At 72.7% G+C, this 23,401-nt stretch carries 24 protein-coding genes and 1 pseudogene; 12 read left to right on the top strand and 13 right to left on the bottom strand.

Annotated elements, in window-relative coordinates:
• The first annotated feature begins 25 nt into the window (after positions 1 to 25).
• From K1J57_RS10115 to K1J57_RS10105, 3 genes and pseudogenes are all read left to right on the top strand, one after another.
• Positions 26 to 856, top strand: a complete 831-nt coding sequence (locus K1J57_RS10115; RefSeq protein ID WP_255646945.1) for a helix-turn-helix transcriptional regulator — start codon at positions 26 to 28, stop codon at positions 854 to 856.
• Between the two features lie 12 nt (positions 857 to 868).
• Positions 869 to 1,063, top strand: coding sequence for a DUF397 domain-containing protein (locus K1J57_RS10110; protein ID WP_220564168.1), 195 nt, complete (start codon positions 869 to 871; stop codon positions 1,061 to 1,063).
• A gap of 179 nt (positions 1,064 to 1,242) precedes the next feature.
• Positions 1,243 to 2,316 (top strand): annotated as a pseudogene (locus K1J57_RS10105) (AMP-binding protein); the annotation flags it as partial.
• 55 nt (positions 2,317 to 2,371) lie between these two features.
• On the opposite strand, the gene K1J57_RS10100 reads toward K1J57_RS10105, so the two are convergent.
• From K1J57_RS10100 to K1J57_RS10090, 3 genes are all read right to left on the bottom strand, one after another.
• Positions 2,372 to 3,166, bottom strand: coding sequence for a VOC family protein (locus K1J57_RS10100; protein WP_220564167.1), 795 nt, complete (start codon positions 3,164 to 3,166; stop codon positions 2,372 to 2,374).
• A 143-nt stretch (positions 3,167 to 3,309) separates the two neighbouring features.
• The gene (locus K1J57_RS10095) at positions 3,310 to 3,561 is read right to left on the bottom strand and encodes a Smr/MutS family protein (RefSeq protein WP_220564166.1); all 252 of its coding nucleotides are present in this window, start codon (positions 3,559 to 3,561) and stop codon (positions 3,310 to 3,312) included.
• Between the two features lie 26 nt (positions 3,562 to 3,587).
• Positions 3,588 to 4,544, bottom strand: coding sequence for a hypothetical protein (locus tag K1J57_RS10090; protein WP_220564165.1), 957 nt, complete (start codon positions 4,542 to 4,544; stop codon positions 3,588 to 3,590).
• A gap of 113 nt (positions 4,545 to 4,657) precedes the next feature.
• On the opposite strand from K1J57_RS10090, the gene K1J57_RS33970 reads away from it, so the two are divergent.
• A complete protein-coding gene (locus K1J57_RS33970) occupies positions 4,658 to 5,308 on the top strand; it encodes a MerR family transcriptional regulator (RefSeq protein WP_220564164.1) in 651 nt (216 codons plus the stop codon).
• Between the two features lie 9 nt (positions 5,309 to 5,317).
• On the opposite strand, the gene K1J57_RS10080 is transcribed toward K1J57_RS33970, so the two are convergent.
• A complete protein-coding gene (locus K1J57_RS10080; RefSeq protein WP_220564163.1) occupies positions 5,318 to 6,136 on the bottom strand; it encodes a TIGR02452 family protein in 819 nt (272 codons plus the stop codon).
• Positions 6,137 to 6,283: 147 nt separating this feature from the next.
• On the opposite strand from K1J57_RS10080, the gene K1J57_RS10075 reads away from it, so the two are divergent.
• Positions 6,284 to 6,847, top strand: coding sequence for an RNA 2'-phosphotransferase (locus K1J57_RS10075; RefSeq protein ID WP_220565444.1), 564 nt, complete (start codon positions 6,284 to 6,286; stop codon positions 6,845 to 6,847).
• Here K1J57_RS10075 and K1J57_RS10070 read toward each other — a convergent pair.
• The 3 genes from K1J57_RS10070 to K1J57_RS10060 form a co-directional block, all read right to left on the bottom strand.
• Complete coding sequence (locus K1J57_RS10070) at positions 6,844 to 7,719, bottom strand: class I SAM-dependent methyltransferase (RefSeq protein WP_220564162.1); 876 nt, start codon at positions 7,717 to 7,719, stop codon at positions 6,844 to 6,846. The genes K1J57_RS10075 and K1J57_RS10070 overlap by 4 nt on opposite strands.
• Positions 7,709 to 8,572 (bottom strand): SURF1 family protein, encoded by an 864-nt coding sequence (locus K1J57_RS10065; protein WP_255646942.1) that lies wholly within the window; start codon positions 8,570 to 8,572, stop codon positions 7,709 to 7,711. Before K1J57_RS10065 ends, K1J57_RS10070 begins: the two co-directional genes overlap by 11 nt.
• A gap of 117 nt (positions 8,573 to 8,689) precedes the next feature.
• Positions 8,690 to 9,730, bottom strand: a complete 1,041-nt coding sequence (locus tag K1J57_RS10060; RefSeq protein WP_220564161.1) for a chaplin family protein — start codon at positions 9,728 to 9,730, stop codon at positions 8,690 to 8,692.
• An 856-nt stretch (positions 9,731 to 10,586) separates the two neighbouring features.
• On the opposite strand from K1J57_RS10060, the gene K1J57_RS10055 reads away from it, so the two are divergent.
• The gene (locus K1J57_RS10055) at positions 10,587 to 11,711 is read left to right on the top strand and encodes a CapA family protein (RefSeq protein ID WP_220564160.1); all 1,125 of its coding nucleotides are present in this window, start codon (positions 10,587 to 10,589) and stop codon (positions 11,709 to 11,711) included.
• Between the two features lie 57 nt (positions 11,712 to 11,768).
• Here the strand turns inward: K1J57_RS10055 and add are convergent, their stop codons facing one another.
• Positions 11,769 to 12,824 (bottom strand): adenosine deaminase, encoded by a 1,056-nt coding sequence (gene add, locus K1J57_RS10050; protein WP_220564159.1) that lies wholly within the window; start codon positions 12,822 to 12,824, stop codon positions 11,769 to 11,771.
• 224 nt (positions 12,825 to 13,048) lie between these two features.
• On the opposite strand from add, the gene K1J57_RS10045 reads away from it, so the two are divergent.
• On the top strand, positions 13,049 to 13,705 hold the full coding sequence (locus K1J57_RS10045; RefSeq protein ID WP_220564158.1) for a hypothetical protein: 657 nt from the start codon (positions 13,049 to 13,051) through the stop codon (positions 13,703 to 13,705).
• Here the strand turns inward: K1J57_RS10045 and K1J57_RS10040 are convergent.
• Positions 13,680 to 15,158: an aldehyde dehydrogenase (NADP(+)) gene (locus tag K1J57_RS10040; protein WP_220564157.1), complete on the bottom strand. Its 1,479-nt coding sequence runs from the start codon at positions 15,156 to 15,158 to the stop codon at positions 13,680 to 13,682. The two genes, K1J57_RS10045 and K1J57_RS10040, sit on opposite strands and share 26 nt — an antisense overlap.
• Positions 15,159 to 15,447: 289 nt before the next feature.
• Here K1J57_RS10040 and K1J57_RS10035 point away from each other — a divergent pair, with 289 nt between their 5' ends.
• From K1J57_RS10035 to K1J57_RS10025, 3 genes are all read left to right on the top strand, one after another.
• Complete coding sequence (locus K1J57_RS10035; RefSeq protein ID WP_220564156.1) at positions 15,448 to 16,038, top strand: TetR/AcrR family transcriptional regulator; 591 nt, start codon at positions 15,448 to 15,450, stop codon at positions 16,036 to 16,038.
• An 8-nt stretch (positions 16,039 to 16,046) separates the two neighbouring features.
• Positions 16,047 to 17,006, top strand: a complete 960-nt coding sequence (locus tag K1J57_RS10030) for a S9 family peptidase (RefSeq protein WP_220565442.1) — start codon at positions 16,047 to 16,049, stop codon at positions 17,004 to 17,006.
• 209 nt (positions 17,007 to 17,215) lie between these two features.
• Positions 17,216 to 17,839: an HD family hydrolase gene (locus K1J57_RS10025; protein ID WP_220564155.1), complete on the top strand. Its 624-nt coding sequence runs from the start codon at positions 17,216 to 17,218 to the stop codon at positions 17,837 to 17,839.
• 69 nt (positions 17,840 to 17,908) lie between these two features.
• Here the strand turns inward: K1J57_RS10025 and K1J57_RS10020 are convergent, their stop codons facing one another.
• The 3 genes from K1J57_RS10020 to K1J57_RS10010 all read right to left on the bottom strand — a co-directional run bounded on the left by K1J57_RS10020 (position 17,909) and on the right by K1J57_RS10010 (position 21,049).
• On the bottom strand, positions 17,909 to 18,667 hold the full coding sequence (locus tag K1J57_RS10020; protein WP_220564154.1) for a sulfite exporter TauE/SafE family protein: 759 nt from the start codon (positions 18,665 to 18,667) through the stop codon (positions 17,909 to 17,911).
• Between the two features lie 202 nt (positions 18,668 to 18,869).
• On the bottom strand, positions 18,870 to 19,793 hold the full coding sequence (locus K1J57_RS10015; RefSeq protein ID WP_220564153.1) for an SPFH domain-containing protein: 924 nt from the start codon (positions 19,791 to 19,793) through the stop codon (positions 18,870 to 18,872).
• 470 nt (positions 19,794 to 20,263) lie between these two features.
• Positions 20,264 to 21,049 (bottom strand): ABC transporter ATP-binding protein, encoded by a 786-nt coding sequence (locus K1J57_RS10010; protein ID WP_220564152.1) that lies wholly within the window; start codon positions 21,047 to 21,049, stop codon positions 20,264 to 20,266.
• 79 nt (positions 21,050 to 21,128) lie between these two features.
• On the opposite strand from K1J57_RS10010, the gene K1J57_RS10005 reads away from it, so the two are divergent.
• Positions 21,129 to 21,902, top strand: a complete 774-nt coding sequence (locus K1J57_RS10005) for a hypothetical protein (RefSeq protein ID WP_220564151.1) — start codon at positions 21,129 to 21,131, stop codon at positions 21,900 to 21,902.
• A gap of 188 nt (positions 21,903 to 22,090) precedes the next feature.
• Here K1J57_RS10005 and K1J57_RS10000 read toward each other — a convergent pair whose 3' ends face one another.
• Positions 22,091 to 22,537, bottom strand: coding sequence for a DUF1772 domain-containing protein (locus tag K1J57_RS10000; RefSeq protein WP_220564150.1), 447 nt, complete (start codon positions 22,535 to 22,537; stop codon positions 22,091 to 22,093).
• 91 nt (positions 22,538 to 22,628) lie between these two features.
• On the opposite strand from K1J57_RS10000, the gene K1J57_RS09995 reads away from it, so the two are divergent.
• Entirely contained in the window at positions 22,629 to 23,207 is a 579-nt protein-coding gene (locus tag K1J57_RS09995; RefSeq protein ID WP_220564149.1) for a TetR/AcrR family transcriptional regulator, read from the top strand.
• Positions 23,208 to 23,401: the final 194 nt, after the last annotated feature.

The raw sequence follows: 23,401 nt of genomic DNA, 5'->3' as shown, positions 1-23,401 counted from the left end.
AGCGACGTCCCCTGAGGAGGTCGATGTGAGCAGCCCATCCGTGGCCAGGCGCCAGCTATCAGCACAGATGCGCGCGAAACGGTTGGCCACGGGCAAGACCATCGAGCAGGTCGCGGACGACCTCGAGTGGTCGAGCACGAAGGTCTCGAACATCGAGACCGGCCGGTCGAAGAAACCCGCGGTGACGGACATCCGCGTACTGCTCGACCTGTACGGCGTCACGGACTCCGCAGAGCGGGAGGCCATCCTCACCCTGGTCCGCCAGTCCCGGGAAAGCGGCTGGTGGAACAGGTACGGGGACGCCATCGGTGGCCCCTACATCTCCTACGAGGCCGGGGCGACCGGCATCCGCATCTTCGAGCCGCAGTACATCCCCGGCCTGTTCCAGACCGAGGCCTACGCCGCGGCCGTCTCCCACGCGACCCTCATCCGCAACCCCGACGACGTCGCCTCAGCGGTCGAAGCCCGCGTACGCCACCAACAGCTGCTCACCCAGCCGGACCCGCCAACGGTGTGGGCGGTGATCCATGAGGCCGCCCTACTCATGCTGAAGTCGCACCCGGAGCTGTTCCGCGCCCAGGTCGACCGACTTATCGAACTGGCCGAAGACCCGAATTCGGTCACAATCCAGGTGCTCACGATGGATGCGGGGCTGCATGCTGGGATGGGTGGCCCGTTCGTGATCCTGGACTACACCGACGCCGCGTCCATCGTGTTCCTCGAGACGAACACGGACGGGCTTTACCTGGAAAAGCCGGTCGAGGTCACCCGGTACCGCCAGTCCTTTGACCGGCTGGTCGCCAAGGCCCTCGACCCCGATGAAGTGCCCGCATACCTGCGAGCGCTGGCCGCCTAGAAAGTCACGACCATGTACTCATCCACCGAATCCACCGGGCTCGTGTTCCGCAAGTCGAGCTACAGCAACCCCTCCAACTGCGTCGAGTACGCCGATGCCGGCGAAGGCACCGCGGCGGTCCGCGACTCCCAGAACCCCGAGGATGGCCACTTCCTGCTTCCCGGCCGGGAGTGGGGCGCGCTCCTGGGCGCCGTCCGCCGGGGGTAGGCCCGGACATCAGAGAGGCCCCGGGGTATCCCTCCCCGGGGCCTCTCTGGGTACCTAAGTACTCATCCGCGGACGAGTCTACAGGCCGCCGCCCGCACCGGCCAGACCCGCGCGCGAGTGGCATCTACAGGGCGTGTTTCCGCAGCCCATCACGAATGTGTCCTCTACAAGCGACATAGAACTACACCTCGGGGACCACGGCCCGGCCCAAGGGCGTGATGATCACCCACCGCAACGCGTACATGAACTCGGTGGGCACCCTGCTGTACGGGCGGATCGGCATCGGCGAGTCCTACCTGTGGACGCTGCCGATGTTCCACGCCAACGGCTGGACGTTCACGTGGACGGTGACGGCGGCGGCCGGAGTACACGTGTGCCTGCCGGCGATGGACCCGGCGACGGTGTTCGAGCTGATCCGCACCGAGGACGTCCGGTGGCTGTGCGCCGCCCCGACCGTGCTCATCATGCTCGCCAACACCCCCGACGACGTACGCGGCGAGGTGCCGGCCGGGGTCCACGTGTTCACGGCGGGGGCCTCCCCGGCGGCGGCCACCATCGAGCGCCTGGAGGACGGGTTCGGCTGGACCGTCACCCACGTGTACGGCCTGACCGAGACGGCGCCGTTCATCACCGTCTGCGAGCCCCGCGCCGAGCACGCGGGGCTGCCGCCGCGGGAGCGGGCCGCGGTCAAGGCCCGGCAGGGCGTCGAGCTGATCACCTCCGGCGAACTGCGGGTGGTCGGCGAGGACGGGAACGAGGTGCCCTGGGACGGCAGGACGGTCGGCGAGATCACCGTGCGCGGCAACGTGGTGATGAAGGGGTACTACAACGACCCCGAGGCCACCGAACGCGCCATGGGGGACGGGTGGTTCCACAGCGGCGACGCCGCCCTGGTGCACCCGGACGGGTACGTGGAGATCCAGGACCGGCTCAAGGACGTCATCATCTCCGGCGGGGAGAACATCTCCTCCGTCGAGGTCGAGGGCACGCTGCTGCGCCACCCGGCCGTCCTGGAGGTGGCGGTGTTCGGCGTCGCGCACGAGAAGTGGGGGGAGTCGCCGCGCGCCGCGGTGGTGCTGCGCGAGGGAGCGCGGGCGACCGAGCAGGAGATCATCGACTTCGCCCGGGACAACCTGGCGCACTTCAAGGCGCCGACCAGTGTGGAGTTCGTGGAGGCGCTGCCCAAGACGGCCACCGGCAAGATCCAGAAGTTCGTCCTGCGCGGCGGGGCCTCGGCGGTCTCGCGCCAGTGAGGCGGCCCGGTGTCCCCCGCCCCCGCTCTTCGGAGGCGGAGGACACCCCGGGGATTCAGCCCTGCGGGGACTCCGACAGGACGAACCCGGCACCGAAGGGGTCCGCGCAGACCGCGATGCGGCCCGCGCCGGGGGTGTCCTCGGGGCCCGTGTAGACCTGTCCGCCTCCGGCTCGGACGGCCTCCAGGGCCCTGTCTGCGTCGGCCACCCGGAAGACCGGGTTCCATTCGGCCGAGCCCTTGGTGTCGTCCACCCGCTCGGGGGGCAGGGCCACGATGCCGCCCTGGTCGCGGTCGCGGCCGGCCCCGGCGGGTGTCACGGCGCGGTAGCGGCCGTTCCAGGCCGACCGGGGCGAGTCGGCGTAGCTCCAGCGGAACAGCTCCCGGTAGAAGTCCTCCGAGCCGTTCCCGTCGGGGGTCCACAGCTCCACCCGGCAGAGGGACCCGGGGGTGTCGGCGCGCTGCACGCCGGGGAACCCGATGGGGTTCCAGACCGCGAACCGGCCGCCCTGCGGGTCGAAGAACTGGGCGGTGCGGCCCAGCCGCAGCACGTCGAACGGCTCGAACAGGACGGTGCCGCCCAGACGTTCGACGGCGGGGACGGTGGAGTCCACGTCGGGGTCGTGGAAGAAGACCGTCCACGCGGGGTGCTCGCCCTCGCCCAGGAGGGGGCTGAGCCCGGCGACCTTGTCCTCGTCGAGCTGGAAGCACAGGTAGCCGGCGGCCTCGGGGCTGTCCTCGATCGCCTTCCAGCCGAAGACCCGCCGGTAGAAGGCGGCCGAGGCGTCGGTGTCGGGCGAGGACACCTCGACCCAGCAGGGCGACCCGGGCAGGAAGTCGGTCGTGATCATCTGGTCCCCCCTCGTGGACACGTCATTCCCGAGTGTGGACCGTCCCCCCGGCGCCCCGGGGATGGCGGCGGCAAAGTCTCGCACAACTCACCGCAATCACCCGAACACGGTTTCGATCCCCGGGGCGGTGGTCCCGGGCGGTGTCAGTGCTTGAAGTGGACGAACAGGCGGCCGAAGTTCTTGGAGTCCTTCTCGACGCGGTGGTAGCGGGCCTTGACGTCCTTGCGGTCGAGGAAGCGCAGCACCCGCTTCTTGAGCTGGCCCGACCCCTTGCCCGGGATGATCTCCACGGTCTTGGCGCCCGTGCGCTCGGCCTCGTCCATGATGTCTGCGAGGGCGCGGTCGATGTCGCGCCCGCGGTTGAAGATGTCGTGCAGGTCGAGCTTGAGCCGCATGGCCGCCTCCGTCCGGTCACCCGGGATCATACGTGTTCGCGCTCGCGCCGGCCCAGCGCCCACCAGGCGCCCGCGGCGGTGGCGGCGGCCAGCGCGGCGGCGGCGCCCAGGGTGAGGGCGTCCGGGGCGACCACCGACTGCCCGCGCAGGGCCTGCCAGGTGAGCAGGGCGAGCAGGCCCGTGTAGGCGCCGGAGGCGACCAGGACCAGCCGGGTGCGCAGGGCGTCGTCGGCCAGGCGGGGGTAGCGGTCGGCGAGGGCGATCAGCCCGAACGCGAACAGGACGATCACCTGGAGGCCGTGCAGGCCCACGAAGTGGGCGACGCGCAGGTCGCCGGCCACCGTGCTCCAGCCGACGATCGGCAGGCCGGGCCCGCCGTCGGGCATCCCGACCGTGTGCGCGCCGATCACGTCCGCCGACCCGCCCTGCTGGAGGGTGACCATCTGTTCGGCGGTCGGCGAGGTCATGAAGAAGGCGACGGCCATCCCCGCGAGGGCGATCGCGAGGGAGGCGCGGACGGCGGCGGTGACGGAGCGCTCGCCCAGGCGCTGGACCAGCAGGATGACCCCGATGGCGAAGGTGGCGACCCAGACCGTGACGATCATGGACGCCATCAGCGAGTAGACGGCGCTGTCGAACTCCGTGGCGTTGTTGAAGTGGCTGGCCCGGCCGCGCACCGCCTGGAGGGTGATGGCGACGAGCTCGCCGGTGACCATCACGGCGACGACCGCCCCCAGCCACCAGCCGGTGCGGCGCCACGCGGTGAGCAGGGACAGCAGCCAGGCGAGGGTCACGTTGTAGACCGCGATGGAGACCGCGAACTTGGCGGGCTTGAGCCAGACGGGGTCGCCCGTGACGGTCCTCCCGTCGAGGAGGAGGCCGGGAACGGCCACCAGCAGTACGGCCGCGCACAGGAGCGCGGTCAGGGTGAGCGGTCGGTGCAGGTCGATGACGGTGCGGAGGGTGGTCTTCGGGGGGTTCATGGGATACTCCTTATGGATACCAGTGCTATCCAGTGCAGATACCAACACTATCCACTATCCATTTGGATCGCACAAGAGCCCCCGGGAGACGGGAGACAGGAGAAGATGGCCGCATGCGCATCGCCGAACTCAGTGAACGGTCCGGAGTCCCCATCCCGACCATCAAGTACTACCTGCGGGAGGGCCTGCTCCCCCGCGGTGAGGCCACCGGCCGCAACCAGGCCCGCTACGGCGACGAGCACCTGAGCCGGCTGCGCCTGGTGCGGGCGCTCACCACCGTCGGCGGCCTGTCCGTCGCCACCGTCCGGGAGGTCCTCGCCGAGGTCGGCGAGCCCGACGTCGGACTGCACTCCAAGCTCGGCCTCGTGATGCGCCGGCTGCCCCTGGTCGGCGACGACATCGAACCGCTGGAGGAGGACCGCGAACGCGCCCTGGCGCTCGTCACCCGGCGCGGCTGGCACTTCTACCCGGACCACCCCGCGCTGCACGCCCTGGCCGTGGTCCTGGCCGGGCACCGCGAGGTCGGCCACTCCGTCGGCGACGCCGACCTGGACCGTTACGCCGAGGCGGCGGAGGGCATCGCCGCCGTCGACCTGGACCGCATCAGCGGACTGCCCGCGACGGAGGAGGTACTGGAGGGCGCCGTCGTCAAGACGGTGCTCGGCGACACCCTGCTGACGGTCCTGCGGCGCCTGGCCCAGGTGGACGAGTCCGCCGCGCGCAACCTCGAGGGCGCCGGGCGCCGAGCGGCGCGGGGGGACTGAGGCCTCCCGTCACACGCCGGCCGACTCCGGGAAGCGGTCGCCGAACGCCCGGTGCACCGCGCCGTCGCGGTCCAGGATCGCGAACACCACCCGCGCGAACACCCCGGCGTAGTCCCCGTGCAGGTGCTCGGCGAAGGCCGCCGCGACCTCCTCCGGGCGGTTGCCGAACACACCGCACCCCCAGGCGCCGAGCACGAGCACGTCCACCCCGTGGTGGGCGGCCACGGCCAGCACGCCCCCGGCCCGGCGGGCGAGCACCCGGGGGATCGGCCCGGCGCTCTCGACCCCGTTGCGCTCGACCATCCGCCGGTTGGGCGCGGCGCAGGTGAGGAACCCGACCGCCGGCGGCTCCGCCAGCCGGTCGCCCCGGTCATCGCACAGCACCGGCACCCGCGGCGACCAGATCACCCTGTCGCTGTACAGCAGCGACCGCTCCGCCCTGTGGTGCTCGTAGAACTCCGGGCACCGGGTCAGCGACGCGTACAGCGCCGTGGACCTGGCCAGGCTCTCCTCCTGGGCCCGCGCGCCGTTGGCCACGCCTCCGCCCGGGTTGCGCGCCGAGGCGAAGTTGAGCGCCGCCACCCCGCCCTCCCCCGCCAGGCGCAGCAGCGCGGCCAGCGTGCTCTCCCCGGTCACCTCGAACCGGGTGTCGTGGCGCGCGGCGGGCACGGGCAGCGCCGCGATGTCCTCCGGCAGGTGGTGGCGGGTGCCCTCCCGCATCGCCGCCAGGTCGGCCGACAGGTCGACCTCCCGGTCGCCGACGCGGTACCGCTCCGCCTCGAACGCCCGCTTCGTCTCCGCCCAGATCCCCCGCAACCGCTGTGACACGGGCCCTTCCCTCCTCGTCGACGGACAGGCACGTTAGTGCGCGGCGGCCCGCCGGGTCCACCGGATAAACGGCCGGCCCGTAAACCCCTGGACCGGCGCACCCCGCCCGGCCAGGATGCGGTCATGAGCAGGGAACAACAGAGGGGGATGGACCCCCGGAGGCTGGTACGGGCCTCCAAGTACATCGCGCGCGTGCTGCGCCACGACCCCGGCCGGGCCGGGGTGCGGCTGGACCCCCAGGGGTGGACCTCCGTGGACGCCCTGCTCGCGGGGCTGGGTCGGGCGAACGTCCGGCTCTCCCGGACGGAGCTGGACGAGGTGGTGGCCGGCAACGACAAGAAGCGGTTCGAGTTCAGCGCCGACCGCACCCGGATCCGCGCCCGCCAGGGCCACTCGGTGCCCGTGGACCTGGGGCTGGCGCCGGCCGTGCCGCCGGAGGTCCTCTACCACGGGACGGTCGGCCGCTTCCTGCCCGCGATCACCGCCGAGGGACTGCGTCCGATGAACCGGCACGACGTGCACCTGTCCCCGGACGAGGAGACCGCGGCCAGGGTGGGCGCGCGGCGGGGCAGGCCGGTGGTGCTCTCCGTCGCCGCCGGGCGCATGCACCGGGACGGCCACGGGTTCCGGGTGACGGGCAACGGGGTGTGGCTGGTCCCGGCGGTGCCGCCCGAGTACCTGTCCGCACCGCCGGCGGCGGACCCCTCCTAGGGCTTGTCGGCGCTGAAGATCGCGGTCCCCGGGATCATGCGCCCGCGCACCGGGCCCCAGCCACCCCACACCCGGTCGTTCCCCGGGGGCCATTCGGGCTCCACCAGGTCGCCCAGCACCAGGCCGGCCCCGGCGATCCCGCGCACCCAGTCGCCCACCGTGTGGTGGTGCTCCACATAGACCGCGTTGCCGTGGTCGTCCTCCTCCACGTACGCGCGGCGGTCGAAGTACGACTGCCGGACCGTGAACCCGTGCTCGGTGGGGTCGTCCGGGAAGCTCCACCGGACCGGGTGCGTCACCGAGAACACCAGCCGCCCGCCGGGGCGCAGCACCCGGGTCGCCTCCGCCAGGGCGTCGTCGGCCGAGGGGACGAAGGGGAACGCCCCGAACGAGGAGAACACGGTGTCGAAGGCGGCGTCGGCGAACGGCAGCCGCTGGGCGTCGGCCTGCACCACGGGCAGGCGCAGCCCCAGCTGCTCGTCGATGCGCCGGGAGTGCTGGAGCTGGCGGAACGACAGGTCGAAGGAGACGACCTCGCCGACCCCCTGGGCCCGCAGCCACCGGCCGCACTGCCCGGCTCCCCCGCCGATCTCCAGGACACGGCGCCCGCGCAGGTCGTCGAGACCGCCCAGGAGTCCGGCCTCGGCCTCGGTCAGGCCCTCCGGACACCAGACGAAGTCGGCGTCGCCGAGGAACCCGCCGTGGTCGGCCTGGTAGGCGTCGGCGGCCCCGTCCCACCACGAGCGCCCGGCGCGGGCGCTCTCGTCGGCGTCGACGGGGCGGCGCTCCACGCGTCCGGGCGCCGGGTAGTCGTCGTGTTCCTGCACGTGTCCCCCTGTGGTCGGCGGCCGTCGGCCGGCGTCAGCCCACATCCTCTCGCGGGCGGTCCCCGGCGGCCGCCGCCGCGGAGGCCGCGGCCGGACCGTCGGTGCCGTCAGGGCCTTCGGGGCCGTCCGAAGCGTCCGGGTTCCCCGCCGCCGCGGCCTCGCGGGCCTCGCTCAGCTCGCGGCGCATCAGGAAGACCCATCCGCCGATGGCGACGAGCGTGAACACCCACCACTGGACGGCGTAGGACAGGCTCATCCCGGAGTCCAGTTCGCGCACCTCGACGCGCTCGGGGGCGGGGTCGGGAACCGGGTCCTGCGCGGTCAGGTCGGCGTACCCGCCGTAGACCGGGTAGGGCAGCCCCTCGGCGATCGCCGGGACGTCCGCCACGAGCAGCTGCCCCTCGGGCAGGTCGTCGCGGTTGCGCAGCCCCGTGTTCTCCTCGGTCTCGGAGAAGTGCAGGCGCCCGGTCACCTCGACGGTGCCGGAGGGGGCGGGCGGGATCTCCGGGGTGTCCAGGGCGGTCTCGCCGCGCGGGATCCAGCCCCGGTTGACCAGCAGCGCCGGGCCCTCCTCGGTGACCAGCGGGGTCAGCACGTGGAAGCCGACACCGCCGGAGCCGTCGCGGTTGCGCAGGAGGATCTCGTGCCCGGTGTCCCAGGTGCCGGAGGCCTCGACGGCACGCCACCGGTCGGCGGGGTCCACGTCGCCGCCGACCTCGGTGAGCTCGGCGACCGGGACGGGGTCGGCGGCCAGGTTGCCCTGCTGGAGTTCGACGGACGCGCTGCGCTGTTCCCAGCGGTCCAGCTGCCAGAAGCCCAGCCAGATGAAGGAGGGCACGATGACGAGGACCAGCGCGTGGAACGCCAGCATGCGTTGGGAGAACAGGACTCTGCGCACGTCTTCGAGGGTATGAGACGGTTCCGGGCGCCCCGCACCGCCCCGCCCGCACCGGGCCCGGCCGGACAGTGGCGTCCGGCCGGGCCCGTGTCCCGCCGTTCTCGTCCCCCGTTCTCGCTACTCCGTGTCGGCGGTGGCGGCGGCCTTGCGCTTGCGGGCGAAGTACAGGCCCGCGCCGCCGGCGCCGACGGCGGCGACGCCCGCAGCGACCAGGCCGGTCAGGGCGCCACCGGTGAGGGGAAGCTCACCGCCCGCCTGCTGGACGGGGGCGGGCCGGTCGTCGGAGGAGGGCTCCTCCTCGTTCTTGTCCTCCTCGCGGGGCTTCTCGGGCTGGGGCTCCTGCGGGGTCTCCTCGCCCGGCTCCTCCGGCTCGGCGGGCTCCTCGGGGGTCTCCTCGCCCGGCTCCTCGGGCTGCTCGGGCGCGGGCTCCTCGGAGATGATCTCCATGCAGGAGGCCTCGGCCAGGCCGAGCACGCCGATGGCGTTGCCGCAGATGTCGACGGCGGCGTCGACCGGGACGACGACCTGGTTGCCGGAGGCCACGCCCCCGGAGCCGTCGGTGGTCGCCTCGGGGGTGCCCTCGTTCTCGGGGGCGGCCTGGATGATGTTGATGATGGTGGTGCACTTGGAGCTGGCGCCGCCCAGGATCGCCACCGAGTTGCCGCAGATGTTGATGGCGGCGTCGACCGGGACCACGATCTGGTTGCCGGAGGCCACGCCCCCGGAGCCGTCGGTGGAGTAGGTGCCGTTGCCGGACTCCTCCTCCAGGACCTCGACGACCTCGACGCACTCCGCCTTGGAGATCCCGCCGACGGCGACGGCGTTGCCGCAGGCGTCCACGGCCGCCTCGACCGGGATGACGATCTGGTTGCCGGAGGCCACGCCCCCGGAGCCGTCGGTGGAGGCTCCGCCGCCCTGGCCGCTGGCCTCGTAGAGGACCTCGGAGACCTGGGTGCACTTGGCCGCGGAGATGCCCAGGACGGCGAGCGAGTTGCCGCACAGCCCCGCCTCGATGTCGACGGGCACGACGACCTGGTTGCCGGAGGCGATGCCCCCGGAGCCGTCGGTGGTGGTGTCCGCGAAGGCCGCGGCGGCCGGGACGAAGGCGAGGCCGGCGGCGACGGCGGTGGCGAAGGAGTAACGGAGTGTGTTGCGCATCTGGTGCGGCCTTTCGACGCAGGAAACCTGGGGATGCACGCCGTCGTGGCGTTGGGCCGTGGGGGCGGGTCCGGTCCGCGGTGTGCGCGGGGCGCCCGGGTGGCGCACGGTCCCGCCGGTCGGCGGCGCGGGCCCGTCACCGGCACTGGGGCGGTGGAACGGCGGGGTGGCCCGCGTGGTGTCGCGGTTGCGTTCTTCGCGAACCGGCAACGGACCGAAACGTTAGCAAGCCCGGGAAGGAACACAAGCACTTTCCGGAAATGTTTATCCGCGCCCCCGACACCCCGAGTGATCACGATAACACCACATGAAATCAGTGCAGATCAGAGACTCTTGAGTGCACACACAGAGAGAAACAACGGACACGTTGGGTGATTCTCGAGGCGAAAAAAGTTCTCCGTGAACCCGCTCGGCCAAACCACTAAGCAACTTAGTCGATTGGCCTCGGAGGCGCCTCAACCCGTGCGCGGTGAATTCAGAAGAATGGGATTGATATCCCTTTTGAGAGAAAAGACGGGAAACGGCGCCGACGACCGACCCCGCCGCCCGTTCGCACTCCCACGAAAACCCCTTGAGCCCCATCGAGTGCCTCTCACCACAGAAGCCCCAGAACATGACAAAACCCCTGGTCACGGGCGCGTACCCTGAACCCGGAGGGCCGCCCCCGAGCGCGGGCCCGACATGTCGAACCCGGCACGCGAACACGCTTGGCAATAATCTGAACACGATCAGTATTCGCCGGTGACGGGCGGCACGGGGTCTCCGATTCGCGCGCACCGGCCAACCGGAGACGCATGACGCGCGTCCTGACCCTCAGGACACGCCCCCCGTTTCCCCCGCCCCTTCTGGAGCACGCATGCAACCCGCACACATCCGCCCCCGCGCGCGCACGATCCTGCCGCTCGGGGCCGCAACGCTCGTCCTCCTGCTCGTCGCCGCCTGTTCCTCCGCCGACGAAGAACCCGAACAGCTCCAAGGGGCGGCCGGCGGCGAGCCCTCGTCCTCGCCCGGCTCCAGCCCCGAACCGCAGGCCGCCGCCGAACCGTTCACCATCGCCTTCGGCGGCGACGTGATGTTCGAGGGCGTGCTCCGCCCCCGCCTGGACGACCCGGCGACCGCGCTCGACCCCATCTCCGAGCACCTGTCCGCGGCCGACCTGACCATGGTCAACCTGGAGACCGCCATCACCGAGGGCGGCACCCCGGCCCCCGGCAAGGAGTTCCTCTTCCGGGCGCCCGCGTCCGCCCTGGACGCCCTGTCCGAGGCGGGCGTGGACGTGGCCACCGTCGCCAACAACCACGGCATGGACTACGGCCTCGACGGCCTGGCCGACACCCTCGCCAACGGCGAGGCCTCCGACGTCGCCCTCGTCGGCGCCGGCAACGACATCGGGGAGGCGTACACCCCGCACGTCGCCGAGGTCAACGGGCAGACCGTCGCCATGTTCGGCGCCACCGACGTGCTCGACGACCACCTCATGGCCGAGTGGACCGCGGGCGAGGGCAAGCCCGGCATGGCCTCCACCAAGGGCGAGATGAAGCAGCACATGCTCGACGCCGTCGCCGAGGCCGCCGGGCAGTACGACAACGTCGTGGTGTTCCTGCACTGGGGCCTGGAGGGGTCGCACTGCCCGCTGCCGCACGCGCCCACCCTCGCCCAGGAGCTGGTGGACGCCGGCGCGACCGCGGTCGTCGGCGGACACGCGCACGTGCTGTCCCCGGGCGGGTTCCTCGGTGACTCCTACGTCCACTACGGGCTGAGCAACTTCGTGTTCTACAACTTCAGCGGCCCGACCGCGGAGACCGGGGTGCTCACCCTCACCTTCGACCAGGGTTCGGTCACCGGGGCCGACTGGCTGCCCGCGCAGATCCAGGGCGGCGTGCCCGTCCCCTACGAGGGCGCCGCGGCCGAGACCGCCACGCAGACCTGGACCGACATGCGCAACGAGTGCGGCCTGCCGCTGACCGACTCCCCCGCCTGATCCGCGGCTCCCGGGCGTCCGCGCCGACCGGCGCGGACGCCCGGCCCGTGCCCGGGGTCAGACCACGGCGGAGGCCGGGACCCCGTGCCGGGCGGCGGCCTCGGCGATCTCCGCCAGCAGCGCGTGCCGGTGGGCCGTGCCCAGGTAGGAGGCCCGGACGCCGTTGGCGGCCAGCCTCACCAGGTCGACCGGCGCCAGGCCCATCCGGTGGGCGGTGCGGTACTCCTCGGTGAGGTCGGTGCCGAACATGGTGGGGTCGTCGGTGTTGAGCGTGACCAGCAGCCCGGCGTCGAGCATGGCGGGCAGCGGGTGGTCGGCGATCCGCTCCACCGCCCGCGTGCACACGTTGGACGTGGGGCTGACGTCGACCGGGACCTGCTCGTCGACCAGGCGCGCCACCAGGTCGCCGTCGAGCATGGAGTCGATGCCGTGCCCGATGCGCTCGGCCCCGAGCAGGTCCAGGGCCTCGACCACCCGCTCCGGACCGCCGTGCTCCCCGGCGTGCGGCAGGCTGGCCAGCCCCGCCGCCCGGGCCCGGCCGAACACGTCGGCGTAGGGGACCAGGGTGCTGCCCGTACCGCCCACCCCGAACCCGACCGTGCTGGGCGGCGCGTCGGCCAGCACCGCTTCGAGGGTCCGCTCGGCGCTCTGCGGCCCGAAGTCGGTGGGGAAGTCGGGGATCCAGCGCAGCCGGATGCCGTGGTCGAGCTCGGCCTGCCGGCGGGCGGACTCCACGCCGTCGAACACCACCCGGGCCGGCACCCCGCGCATGAGGTGGGTGTACAGGCTGATGTGGAGTTCGGCGTAGCGGACGTTCTGCGCGGCCAGGCGCCCGGCGACCGCCGCGGTGAGCCGGGCGAAGTCCTCCTCCTCGCGCAGGGCCTCGACGGAGGCCAGGTACACGTCGAGGAAGTGCGGGAAGTCGGTGAACTCGTACCACGCCTCCAACGCGTCGAACGTGTCGGGGACGGACTCCAGCCCGTGGCGGCGGGCCAGGTCGAAGAGGGTCTCGGCGGGCATGGACCCCTCCAGGTGGACGTGGAGTTCCACCTTGGGCAGGTCGCGGATCAGCGCCTCGACGGCGTCGGGGACGGGGTTCGGGTGGCTGCTCATGGCGGGAGACTACGGCCGGCCGGCTCCGGCCACCAAGGTCTTCGGGCGAACCTCACACCTACCCGTCAGGAGGGTCTCCGGATACGGTAGGGGGTATGGCTCCCCCACCATCCCCCCTGCTCCCGCCACGGCCCCCGGCACTCCCGCCCGCACCGCGCTCGTGGGTGGTGCGAGCCGCCGCGGCGAAGATCCGCCATCAGAACGACCCGCGCGGAAACGCCCTCGTGTCCGCACTGGCGGCCGGTGTCTTCTTCGCGTTGCTCCTGGCCGCCGGAGGCTTCTATCTCGGTGTCGGCGACGCGATGGCCGCTCTCCTGCCGTACGCGGTCCTCTCCCTCGCGGGGTGCGCGCTGCTCTGCCCGGCCGTGTACCGGCTCACCCTGCGGTACGACATGGCGCTGACCGCCGAGGGCGCGCTGCCGCCCTTGGCGGACCCGTACCACGTGGCCATGGCCGAGGGCCTGGTGGACCGGGGCTCTCTCGGATGGCACCCGTGGGTGAACCGGCACGGGTACGTCCTCGCCGGACAGCGGCTGCGGGAGTTCGGGGTCCGGCGCCCGGGCGGAGCGATCTTCCTGCAATGGGCCGGTGCCCTGTGCTGCGCGGCGCTCATCATCACCTCCCAGGTCTGGGATGAGGCCGCGCTGCACCCGGCGAACCTCATCCTGCCCGTCCTCGGCTGCGCCGGGTACGTCGCGGGAGCGCTCATCCACCGATCGGAATCGCAGAGTCGGCGGGAGCACGCCGAGGCCTTCCGGGAGAAGTACGAGGCGTGGGGCGCCACCGGGGACCCGTACTTCCCCGGATTCCCCGAGCGGGGGCCGGGGCGGGCGGGGCCCGCCCCGGCCCGGCGGGTCACACCGCCGGGGGCGCGCCGTTGAGGCGGCGCGGGACGCCCAGCGGGTTGGCGTCGCGCAGGGCCTCCGGGAGGAGGCCGTCCGGCACCGACTGGTAGGTGACCGGGCGCAGGAAGCGGCGGATGGCGGTGCCGCCCACCGAGGTGTGCAGCGGCGCGGTCGTCGCCGGGTACGGCCCGCCGTGGGTCATGGCGTGGGTGACCGCCACCCCCGTGGGCCAGCCGTTCCAGACGACCCGGCCCGCCACGGACGCGCCCAGCGCCAGCAACGCGGGGGCGATCGCGTCGTCCTCCTCGCCGTGCACGGTGACGGTGAGCTGGCCCTGGAGGACGCCCGCGGCCTCCAGCAGCCTCCGCTCGTCGGCGTAGGTCACCACCAGCGTCGCCGGGCCGAAGCACTCCTCCAGCAGTGTCTCGGAGTGCTCCAGCAGCGCGTCCAGGTCGGTGCGCAGCAGCGACGGCGACCAGCCGCCGTCCCCGTCCGCCGCCCCCTGGACCAGGACCTCGGTGGCCGGGTGCCCGGCCAGGGCGTCCAACCCGCGGGCGAACCCGTCGGCGACCCGGTCGTTGAGCAGCGGCGCCGCGGCCCGCCCCGCGAAGTCGGCGACGAGCGCGTCGAGCTCGGTGTCCTCCGGCACGAACACCACGCCCGGCTTGGTGCAGAACTGGCCCGAGCCCAGGTTCGCGGACTCCGCGTACCCGGCGAGGACCTCCTCGCCGCGGGCGGAGGCGGCGGCCCGGGTGACGAACACCGGGTTCACGCTGCCCAGCTCCCCGTAGAACGGGATCGGGTCCGGGCGCGACACCGCCAGGTCGAACAGCGCCCGCCCGCCCGGGATGGAGCCGGTGAACCCGACGGCCCGGGTCAGCGGGTGCAGGACCGCCTGCCGCCCGGCCTCGACCCCCTCCACGAGGGCGAACGCCCCCTCCGGGGCGCCCGCGGCTGCCAGCGCCGCCACGACGACCTCGGTGGTGCGCCGGGCCAGGCGCGGGTGGCCGGGGTGGGCCTTGACGACCACCGGGCAGCCGGCGGCCAGCGCCGAGGCGCTGTCCCCGCCCGCGGTGGAGAACGCGAACGGAAAGTTGCCGGCCCCGAAGACCACGACCGGCCCCAGCGGCACCAGGATCCGCCGCACGTCCGGGCGCGGGGTGCCCCAGTCGGGGTCGGCGGGGTCGACCATGGCCTCCAGGTAGGTGCCGTCCTCCAGCACGTCGGCGAACAGCCTCAGCTGGAAGGTGGTGCGGCCCAGTTCGCCGCGGCAGCGGGCCTCGGGGTAGTGCGCCTCGGCCTGCGCCAGGGGGACCAGGTCGTCGGCGGCGGCGTCCAGGGCGTCGGCGACGGCCCGCAGCAGCTGGGCCCGCTCGGCCGGGGCGAGCGAGGCCAGCAGCGGGGCGGCGGCCGCGGCGCGCTCCATGACGGCGTCGAGTTGCTCGGGTGTGGTGTCCCGCGAGTCCTCGGTCGTCGGCGGGGTGTTCATGACTCAACCTCCAAGAGCGATGGCTGTGAGGCCTCGGGCACGCCACTACCCTGCCCTGACGGTGGCGCGGAAGGAAGAGTCCGCAGAACGAAACTGGAATTTCCCCGGAACCAGGTGATTCCGGAACGGCATCATAGGTGCTGTGACGACTAATTCCCGAAGCTCAACGCCCCCGCGGTCGCGGAGGACCCCCGCAGGCAAGAACGGGTCGGGTCACGCACGTGTCTCCACTGAGGAGCTCGCCTTCGCGCAGGCCCCCCTCCGGAGGCTGCCGGCCCAGCAGCGCAGCATGCTCCGCGTCCAGCGGATGCTCGACTGCTGCGCCGAGATCCTGGACGAGGTCGGCTACGACAACCTGTCCACCACCCGGATCGCGGAGCGCGCCGGGGTCGCGATCGGTTCGGTCTACCAGTTCTTCCCCGACAAGAAGGCGATCACCCAGGCCCTGGGACTGCGCTTCCTCGACCAGTTCGGCGCCCGGATCACCGAACGCCTCGCCGGGACGTCGTTCTCCCACTGGACCACCGCCGTCGACGCCATCGTCGACGAGTACATCGACATGCACCGCAACGTGCCGGGCTTCCGCAGCCTGCACTTCGGCGACATCGTCGACACCCGGCTGCTCAACGGCGGCACCGACAACAACCGGGTCATCTCGATCCGGCTGCGCAAGATCGTGGTGTCCGCCTCCGGCATCCCCGACAGCGACGAGCTCGACCGGGCCGTCAACGTGGCCGTCGAGGCGGCCGACGCCGTGCTCAAGCTGGCGTTCCGGAACGACCCCGAGGGCGACCCCGACCTCATCAACGAGGCGAAGAGGCTGGTGAGCAGCTACCTCACCGACTTCTCCCGGCGCAACGAAGGCGAGGCGCGGTGGTAGACGGCACCATGTTGGACGGCAGGTCCGCCCCGGTCGCCGGGACCGCCGCGGGCATCCCCTTCCTGGCCCTGCCCCCGGCGACGGGGGCGCACCCGGCACCGCTCGTCCTGGGCCTGCACGCGTTCGAGCCGCCGCGCAGCGAGGCCGCGCTGGCGGGGACGGCGCCCCTGGCCTCCCTGCCCGCCTGGCGCGTCTACCCCGGGCTGCCGCTGTTCGGCGCCCGGCTGCCCGAGGGCGGGGTGCCCGAGATCGGCCGCCGCGGGGAGAGCGACTACCTGATGGAGCTGTTCGGCCCCGTCGTCGAGGGGGCCGCGGCCGAGCTGCCGCGGCTGGTCGCCGAGCTGCGCTCCCTGTTCCCGATCACCGACGACCCGGTCGGCCTACTCGGGGTGGGCGCGGGCGCCTCCGCGGTCCTGCTGTCCCTGGCCGAGGGCGACCTGCCGGTCGGCGCCGCGGCCCTGGTCAACCCGGTCACCGACCCGGCGCCCGTCCTGGCCGCCCGGGAGCGCAACCGCGGCGCCCCCTACGGCTGGACCGAGGACGCGCTGGCGGTCCGCGAGCGGTTCGACTTCACCTCCCGGGCCCCCGAGGTCGCCAGGCGCCGCGTCCCGGTGCTGGTCGTCAGCGGCGGCCGGGACGACGTGCTGCCCCCCGAGCACGGCCTGGGCCTGCACGAGGCGCTGCGCGCCGAGTTCTCGGGCACCGCGGAGCCCGAGGAGCGCGGTTCGGGCTGGCTCCGGCGGCGCGGCCGCCGCCTGAAACAGGAGGCCGCCGCACCCGTGTCGCCCGAGGGCACCGACCATGTGCTCCGTCACATCGTGATCCCCGACCTGGCGCACGCCATCGGCCCCGAACCCGGGCTGGAACCGGGCCCGCTCACCCCCGGCGGCGTACTCGCCGACCGCGCCCTGACAGAGTGGTTCCACCGGCACGTCACGGCTTCCGCGCAGGTCCGGGGCGGTGCGTGAGGGGTCCGGTACCCCGGTGGCGGTCCGCGCGCGACCGCAACCTCCCCGTGAGACCGCGTTCACCGTGTGCACTCCGCCGCATCTCCGGCCGTCCCCTTAACGGACGCCGCCGCGACAGCCGGTCCGCGTTCCATGGGATCATCCAGGGGCGACCGCTCGAGGGCGGTCCACCTGACCGTTTCGACTCATCCTTCAGGAGGGCGAACCACGTGACGGAACCGGCACCGGTCTTTGCCAGCGGGGTCGACAACGAGCGGTTGAACGCGCAGCTCCGCTTCCTTCTGGAGGTGGACAAACTCAAGCGCATCCTGCGGCAGAACCTGCTGGTGGACGGGTCCCGCAGGGAGAACTCGGCCGAGCACTCCTGGCATCTGGCGCTGACCGCGCGCACCTTCGCCGAGTACGCCCCCGAGGGCACCGACATCGACAGGGTCGTCGAGATGCTGGTGCTGCACGACATCGTGGAGATCGACGCGGGCGACACCTTCCTGTTCGACCAGGTCAACTCGCAGACCCAGGCCGAGCGCGAGCGCGCAGCCGCCGACCGCATCTTCCCGCTGCTCCCCGAGGACCAGGCCGAGGCCGCCCGCGCCCTCTGGGAGGAGTTCGAGGCCAGGGTCACCCCCGAGGCGCGGTTCGCCCGGGCCGTGGACCGGCTGTCGCCGATGCTCGCGAACTGGCACAACGAGGGCGGCACCTGGGTGCGGTTCGGGATCACCCGGGCCCAGGTCATGGAGAAGGTCAAGCTGATCGCCGAGGGGTCCGAGGCGCTGGGGGCGTACGCGACGGCGCTCATCGACGACGCCGACCGGCGCGGGTACTTCCGCACCTGACCCCCCGCCCGGGCGCGGGCGCCGGGCGTGCCCCGGAACCGGAGGCGGGCCCCCGCGCGGCGGGACGGGTCAGACCCGGCCCAGGAGCAGCTGGATCGCCGCGGACAGGCCCACGACCACCAGGACGACGCGCAGGGCCGCGGCGCTCAGCCGGCGGCCGAACCGACCGCCCAGGTAGCCGCCGAGGATCGAGCCCACCGCGATGAGGCCGACCACCGGCCACGACGGCGAGGCCAGCACGATGTAGAACACGGCGGCGACGCCGTTGACGATCCCCGCGAGCAGGTTCTTCAGGCCGTTGAGCCGCTGGAGGTCGTCGTCCAGGGCGGCACCCAGGATGCTCATGAGGATGATGCCCTGGGCCGCGGCGAAGTAGCCGCCGTAGCTGCCCGTCAGGTAGGCGCCCAGCGGGAGCAGCGGACCGCCGTCCCTGCGCGCGGGCTTGCGGGCCCGGGCCCAGCGGGTGATGCGCGGCTGGAGGATGATCAGCACACAGGCCGCGCCGATCATGAACGGGACGACCTTCTCGAAGACCCCGGCGGGCAGGTAGATGAGCAGCAGCGCGCCGGTGATCGCCCCCATCAGGGACATGCCGCCCAGCCGGATGACCCGGGAGCGCTGCCCGGACAGCTCCCTGCGGTAGGCGATGGCGCTGCTGATGCTGCCGGGCGCCAGGCCGATGCTGTTGGAGATGGTGGCGGTGATCGGCGGGTACCCCAGGGCCAGGAGCACGGGGAAGGTGAACAGGGTCCCCGACCCCGCGATGGAGTTGATCCCCCCGGCGGCGATCCCCGCCAGGAGGACGGCCGCAGCCTCCCAGAGTTCCATAGTCCGGCTTTCGTGGCTTCTCCGCTCCCCGACCGTCGAGGGCTCCCACAGCCTACGAGAGCGGCCCCGGTGAGCCGGTCATCGGGTCATCCACTGGCCGCCGGGACGGGCCCTGCGGCCCGTGGAGCAGGACTTCCGTGAAGCCGTGCGGCCCCGGGGCGCCCGAGCGCACCGGGGCCGCAGGCGGGTCGCGGCGGGGGCGTCAGGGCACCCGCACGACCTCGTCGCGCAGGCGCTGGAACGCGGCGCCCACCCCCTGGATGGCCTGGCCCATCTCGGACGGCACGATCCACACCTTGTTGGCGTCGCCCTTGGCGATCTCCGGGAGCTTCTGGAGGTACTGGTAGGCCAGCACGTCGGGGTCGACCTTGCTGGTGTGCAGGGCCTTGAACACCATGTGGATGGCGTCGGCCTCACCGCGCGCCCGCAGGGTCTGGGCCTCGGCGTCGGCCTTGGCGGTGAGCATCTGCGCCTCCGCCTGCCCCTTGGCCCGCAGCACCGCAGCCGACCGCTCGCCCTCGGCCCGCAGCACCGCGGACTGCTTCTCGCCCTCCGCGCTGAGCAGCTGCGCGCGCTTCTCGCGGTCGGCGCGCATCTGCATCTCCATGGCCTCCTGCACCGAGCCCGGGGGCTCGATGCCCTTCAGCTCGATGCGGCTGATCTCGATGCCCCAGTCGCTGGTGGCCTCGTCCAGCACCGCCTTCAGTTCGCGGTTGATCTGGTCGCGGGAGGTGAGGGTCCCCTCCAGGTTCATGCCGCCGATGACGTTGCGCAGCGTGGCGAGGGTGAGCTGCTCGACCGCCTGGATGAAGTTGGCGACCTCGTAGGTGGCGCGGTAGGCGTCCACGACCCGGATGTAGACCGCGGAGTCGACCTCCACGGCCAGGTTGTCCTCGGTGATGGCGGACTGTGGCGGGAAGCTCACCACCTGGACTCGGCGGTCGATGCGCTCGCGGACCTGGTCGACGCCCGGAATGACGACGTTGAACCCCGAGTCCAGGGTGCGGTGGTACTTGCCGAAGCGCTCCACCACGTCCTGCATGGAGTGGGGGATGATGCGCACGCTCCGCCAGAAGATGAGAAGGAGAACGGCGACGAAAAGGGCGACGATGATGACCATGGTCATGCGATCACCCCTTTGTCGTGCTCCGGGGCGGTATGCGCCGCGGCGGTATTCGACATCGACATCTGGGCAGCTCCGGTTCTCCTGACGGGGGTGCAGGCAACGCGGGCACGGACCGCGCATCGCCCGGCCCCGCCCACCCGATGATCATAAAGCGCGCCGAATTGGAGTGTTCCGCTCACCGCCGAAGACGGTACCCGAAGTCACATCAAGGAGCTATATCCGGACAGGAACAGTATTTAAGGTCAATATGATGGCGCCGTTTCCGTACCCCTTATCCGGGTTTTGGGACAGCGTCCACTCTGGGTCCCGGTATCGACAACGGCCCGCCGCCGGTTCCGGCCCCGGTCCCCGCGCCGAAGACAGGGAGGTCGCCGGGGATCCGGGAAAGGGGAACGGCCGGCGGAGGACCGCCGGCCGTGCACGGGAGGAGAGCGGGGAAGGGTTCTCGGGGGTCGGGAGCGGGTCCGGGGTCAGACCGCCCGGGCGTTCCAGCGGTCGCCGTCGCGCTCCACCTTCAGGGGCAGGCCGAACGTCTCCGACAGGTTGTCGGCCGTCATCACCTCGTCCAGCGGACCCGCCGCGACCACACCGCCCCCGCGCAGCAGCAGCCCGTGCGTGAACCCGGCCGGGATCTCCTCGACGTGGTGCGACACCACAACCAGGGCCGGGGCCGCCTCGTTGCGGGCCAGCGCGCCCAGGCGGCGCAGCAGGTCCTCGCGGCCGCCCAGGTCCAGGCCCGCCGCGGGCTCGTCCAGCAGCAGCAGCTCGGGGTCCGACATCAGCGCCCGGGCGATCAGCACGCGTTTGCGCTCGCCCTCCGACAGCGTGTGGAACTCGCGGTCGGCCAGGTCGCCGACGCCCCAGTGGCCCAGCAGCGCCCGCGCCCGGCCCAGGTCCGGGACGCCGTACTCCTCCCGGAACCGGCCCAGGTACCCGTAGGCCGCGCTCAGCACCAGGTCGAGGACCGGTGTGCCCTGCTCGACGCGGTTGGCGATCGCCGCCCCCGCGTACCCGATGAGCGGCCGCAGCTCGAACACGTCCACCCGCCCCAGGTGCTCGCCCAGGATCTCCACCTCGCCCGAGGTGGGGTACAGCTGGCTGAAGGCCACGCTCAGCAGGGTGGTCTTGCCCGCGCCGTTGGGGCCCAGGACCACCCAACGCTCACCCTCCAGCACCGACCAGTCCACGCCGTCCAGCAGGAGCGCGTCACCCCGCCGCACGGTGACACCGCTCAGCCCCAGAACCCGACCGTCCATCGTTCTCCCTCACGTCACTCGCGTCCCGCGCCGGTGCAGTGCCGACCCGGCCGGCGCAGCACCGACCTACCCTGGAGCCATGAACTCCACGTCCGCAACACTCGTCGCCTGGGGCAACGCCTGGCTGTCCGGGCACGTCGGCCTGGACGAGGCCGTGGACGCCGTCGAACGCCACAGCGGGCCCCAGCTCATCGGGACCGTACCGCCGGGGGACCTGCCCTTCGAGGAGGGCGTACCGCTGCGGGCCGCACTGGTACGACTTCGTGGCCTGCCGGGTACGAGACCGTCGGCGTTCCGGCTGGCACTGCCCGTACAAGGGGACCCGCTCGGTCTGGTCGGCCCCGGGGAGTTCAACCAGGCCGCGCTGGAGGCGCGGGAGGGGGTACTGCTCCGACTCGCCGACCGCCAGGTGGGGCTGGTCCCCACGACCGACCGGCGGGGTTCATCCTACGTGGGGGTCTCCTGGGCCCCGTATCGGGCCAACGACACGATCCCCCAGGTACCCGGCCTGGCCGAGGCCGAGCAGGCGCTCAAGCTCACCCTCATCGAGGTCGCCCGCGACCTGGAGGGCGTCGACGACCTCACCGGCTTCTCCCCCGATGTCCGTCGGCGGGTGAACGCGCTGGGCTCCGCCGACGGGGGCGGCGGCGGGCTCCCGCCCGCCTACCCGCAGCGCGCCCGCGGTGTCGCCGAGCAGGCTGCGCGCCTGGCGGCGGTCGTGGAGCTGGCCGACGCCCGCTCCGGCCGCGGCATGAGCGCCCACCAGGCGGAGCTGAGGGCGCGGTCCCTGCGCCGGCTGGACTCGGCCGTGCGCCGGGCCCTGGTGGCCGCGCACTCCTCGATCCCCCTCTGAGCCCGCGTCCCGGGGCACGTGCCGTGCCGTGACCGGCGGTCCCGCCCCGTAGGGCGCCCGGCCCCCGCGGCACGCGCCGGGCGCGCGGCCGACGGGTGTGTGGAGGGGAGAGCCGTGGGGCCGTATCCGCCGACGGCGGACGCGGCCCGCCCCGGCGCGGCCGCGCCGGCCGTCCGGGGCCGGCGGGCTCAGGCGAGGGCGGTGACCAGCAGGGCGAAGGCCGCGGTGATGATGGCCACCCGGACGTAGTGGTAGCGGTCCCAGCGCTTCATCTGCCGCTTCCAGTCGGCGGGCCGGTTCTCGGGGGTCCACGTCTTGCCCCTGTTGTTGATCGGGACGAGCAGCAGGACCGACATGAGCACGCTGACGACCAGCAGCGCGGCGGCGGTGACGACGAGGCCGACACCGTCCTGGTGCCACCCGGCGACGGCCCAGACCCCGACGAGCACGAGCGAGCCGATGTACCAGACCGGCATCACGGCCCCGAGCATCCGGCCCCCGTGGCTCCGGCCGAGCTGACCGCTGTCCTCGGGGAGGGCGTCGAGGATCCGGCCGAGGACCAGGGCGACGGCGAGCTCCACCCCCACCATCAGGCCCACGATCACGGTGGTGACGATCTCCAGTGCGACGAGCACGGCTGTGCCTCCAATTTTCTAGCGCCGCTAGCTTTCGATGCGATGCTAGTACTGCTGCCGCTCGATTGTCTAGCGGTGCTAGAATCAAGCCATGTCGGTACAGGAACGCAAGCAGCGCGAACGGGCCGAGCGCGAACGCCTCATCGTCGCGACGGCCCGCGAACTCGCCGAGCAGCAGGGCTGGGACGCCGTCACCACCCGCCGGCTCGCCGAGCGCATCGAGTACAGCCAGCCCGTCCTCTACAGCCACTTCCGCGGCAAACGCGAGATCATCGGCGCCGTCGCCCTCCAGGGCGCCGCCGAGATGGCCGTGGCGCTGCGGGCCGCGACCGCCGCCGCGGACGGCACCCGGCCACGGGTCACCGCCCTCGCCCGCGCCTACCTCGACTTCGCCGTGCGCAACCCGGCGGTCTACGACGCCATGTTCCGGCTCGACGGCGGCTTGGCCTTCGCGCGCGAGGACACCCCCGAGCCCCTGAAGGACGCCTTCGCCGCCCTGCTGGAGACACTCGGCGAGGTCGCCGGGGACGGCGTCCACCCGGGGCTGTTCACCGAGGTGTTCTGGGCCGCCCTGCACGGGCTGGCCACCCTGACCCGGGAGGGGCGGCTGCCGCCGCAGTACGCCGAGCAGAGGCTGGAGCTGCTGGTGGACCGGCTCATCGCGGCCTGACGCGCCGTCCGGGCGGGGCGCCCGCACCGCGCACCGCCCCGCCCGACGGTCACGACCCGGTACCGGCCCTGGCCGGTACGGCCCGGAAGGGGCATCCTTGGTCCTGGGGGCCTGAGGGGGAGTCTCAGGGTAGGGCCAGGGAAGATACCTGATCCGCCCGCGACGGGCCCGAACCCATACTTGGAGTGCGGCCG

It is taken from the genome of Nocardiopsis sp. MT53, from assembly GCF_019598965.1.
In the GTDB taxonomy this organism is placed as follows: domain Bacteria; phylum Actinomycetota; class Actinomycetes; order Streptosporangiales; family Streptosporangiaceae; genus Nocardiopsis; species Nocardiopsis changdeensis.
Note: the sequence above shows the minus strand (reverse complement) of the source record. Positions and strands in the feature narration are given on the sequence as shown.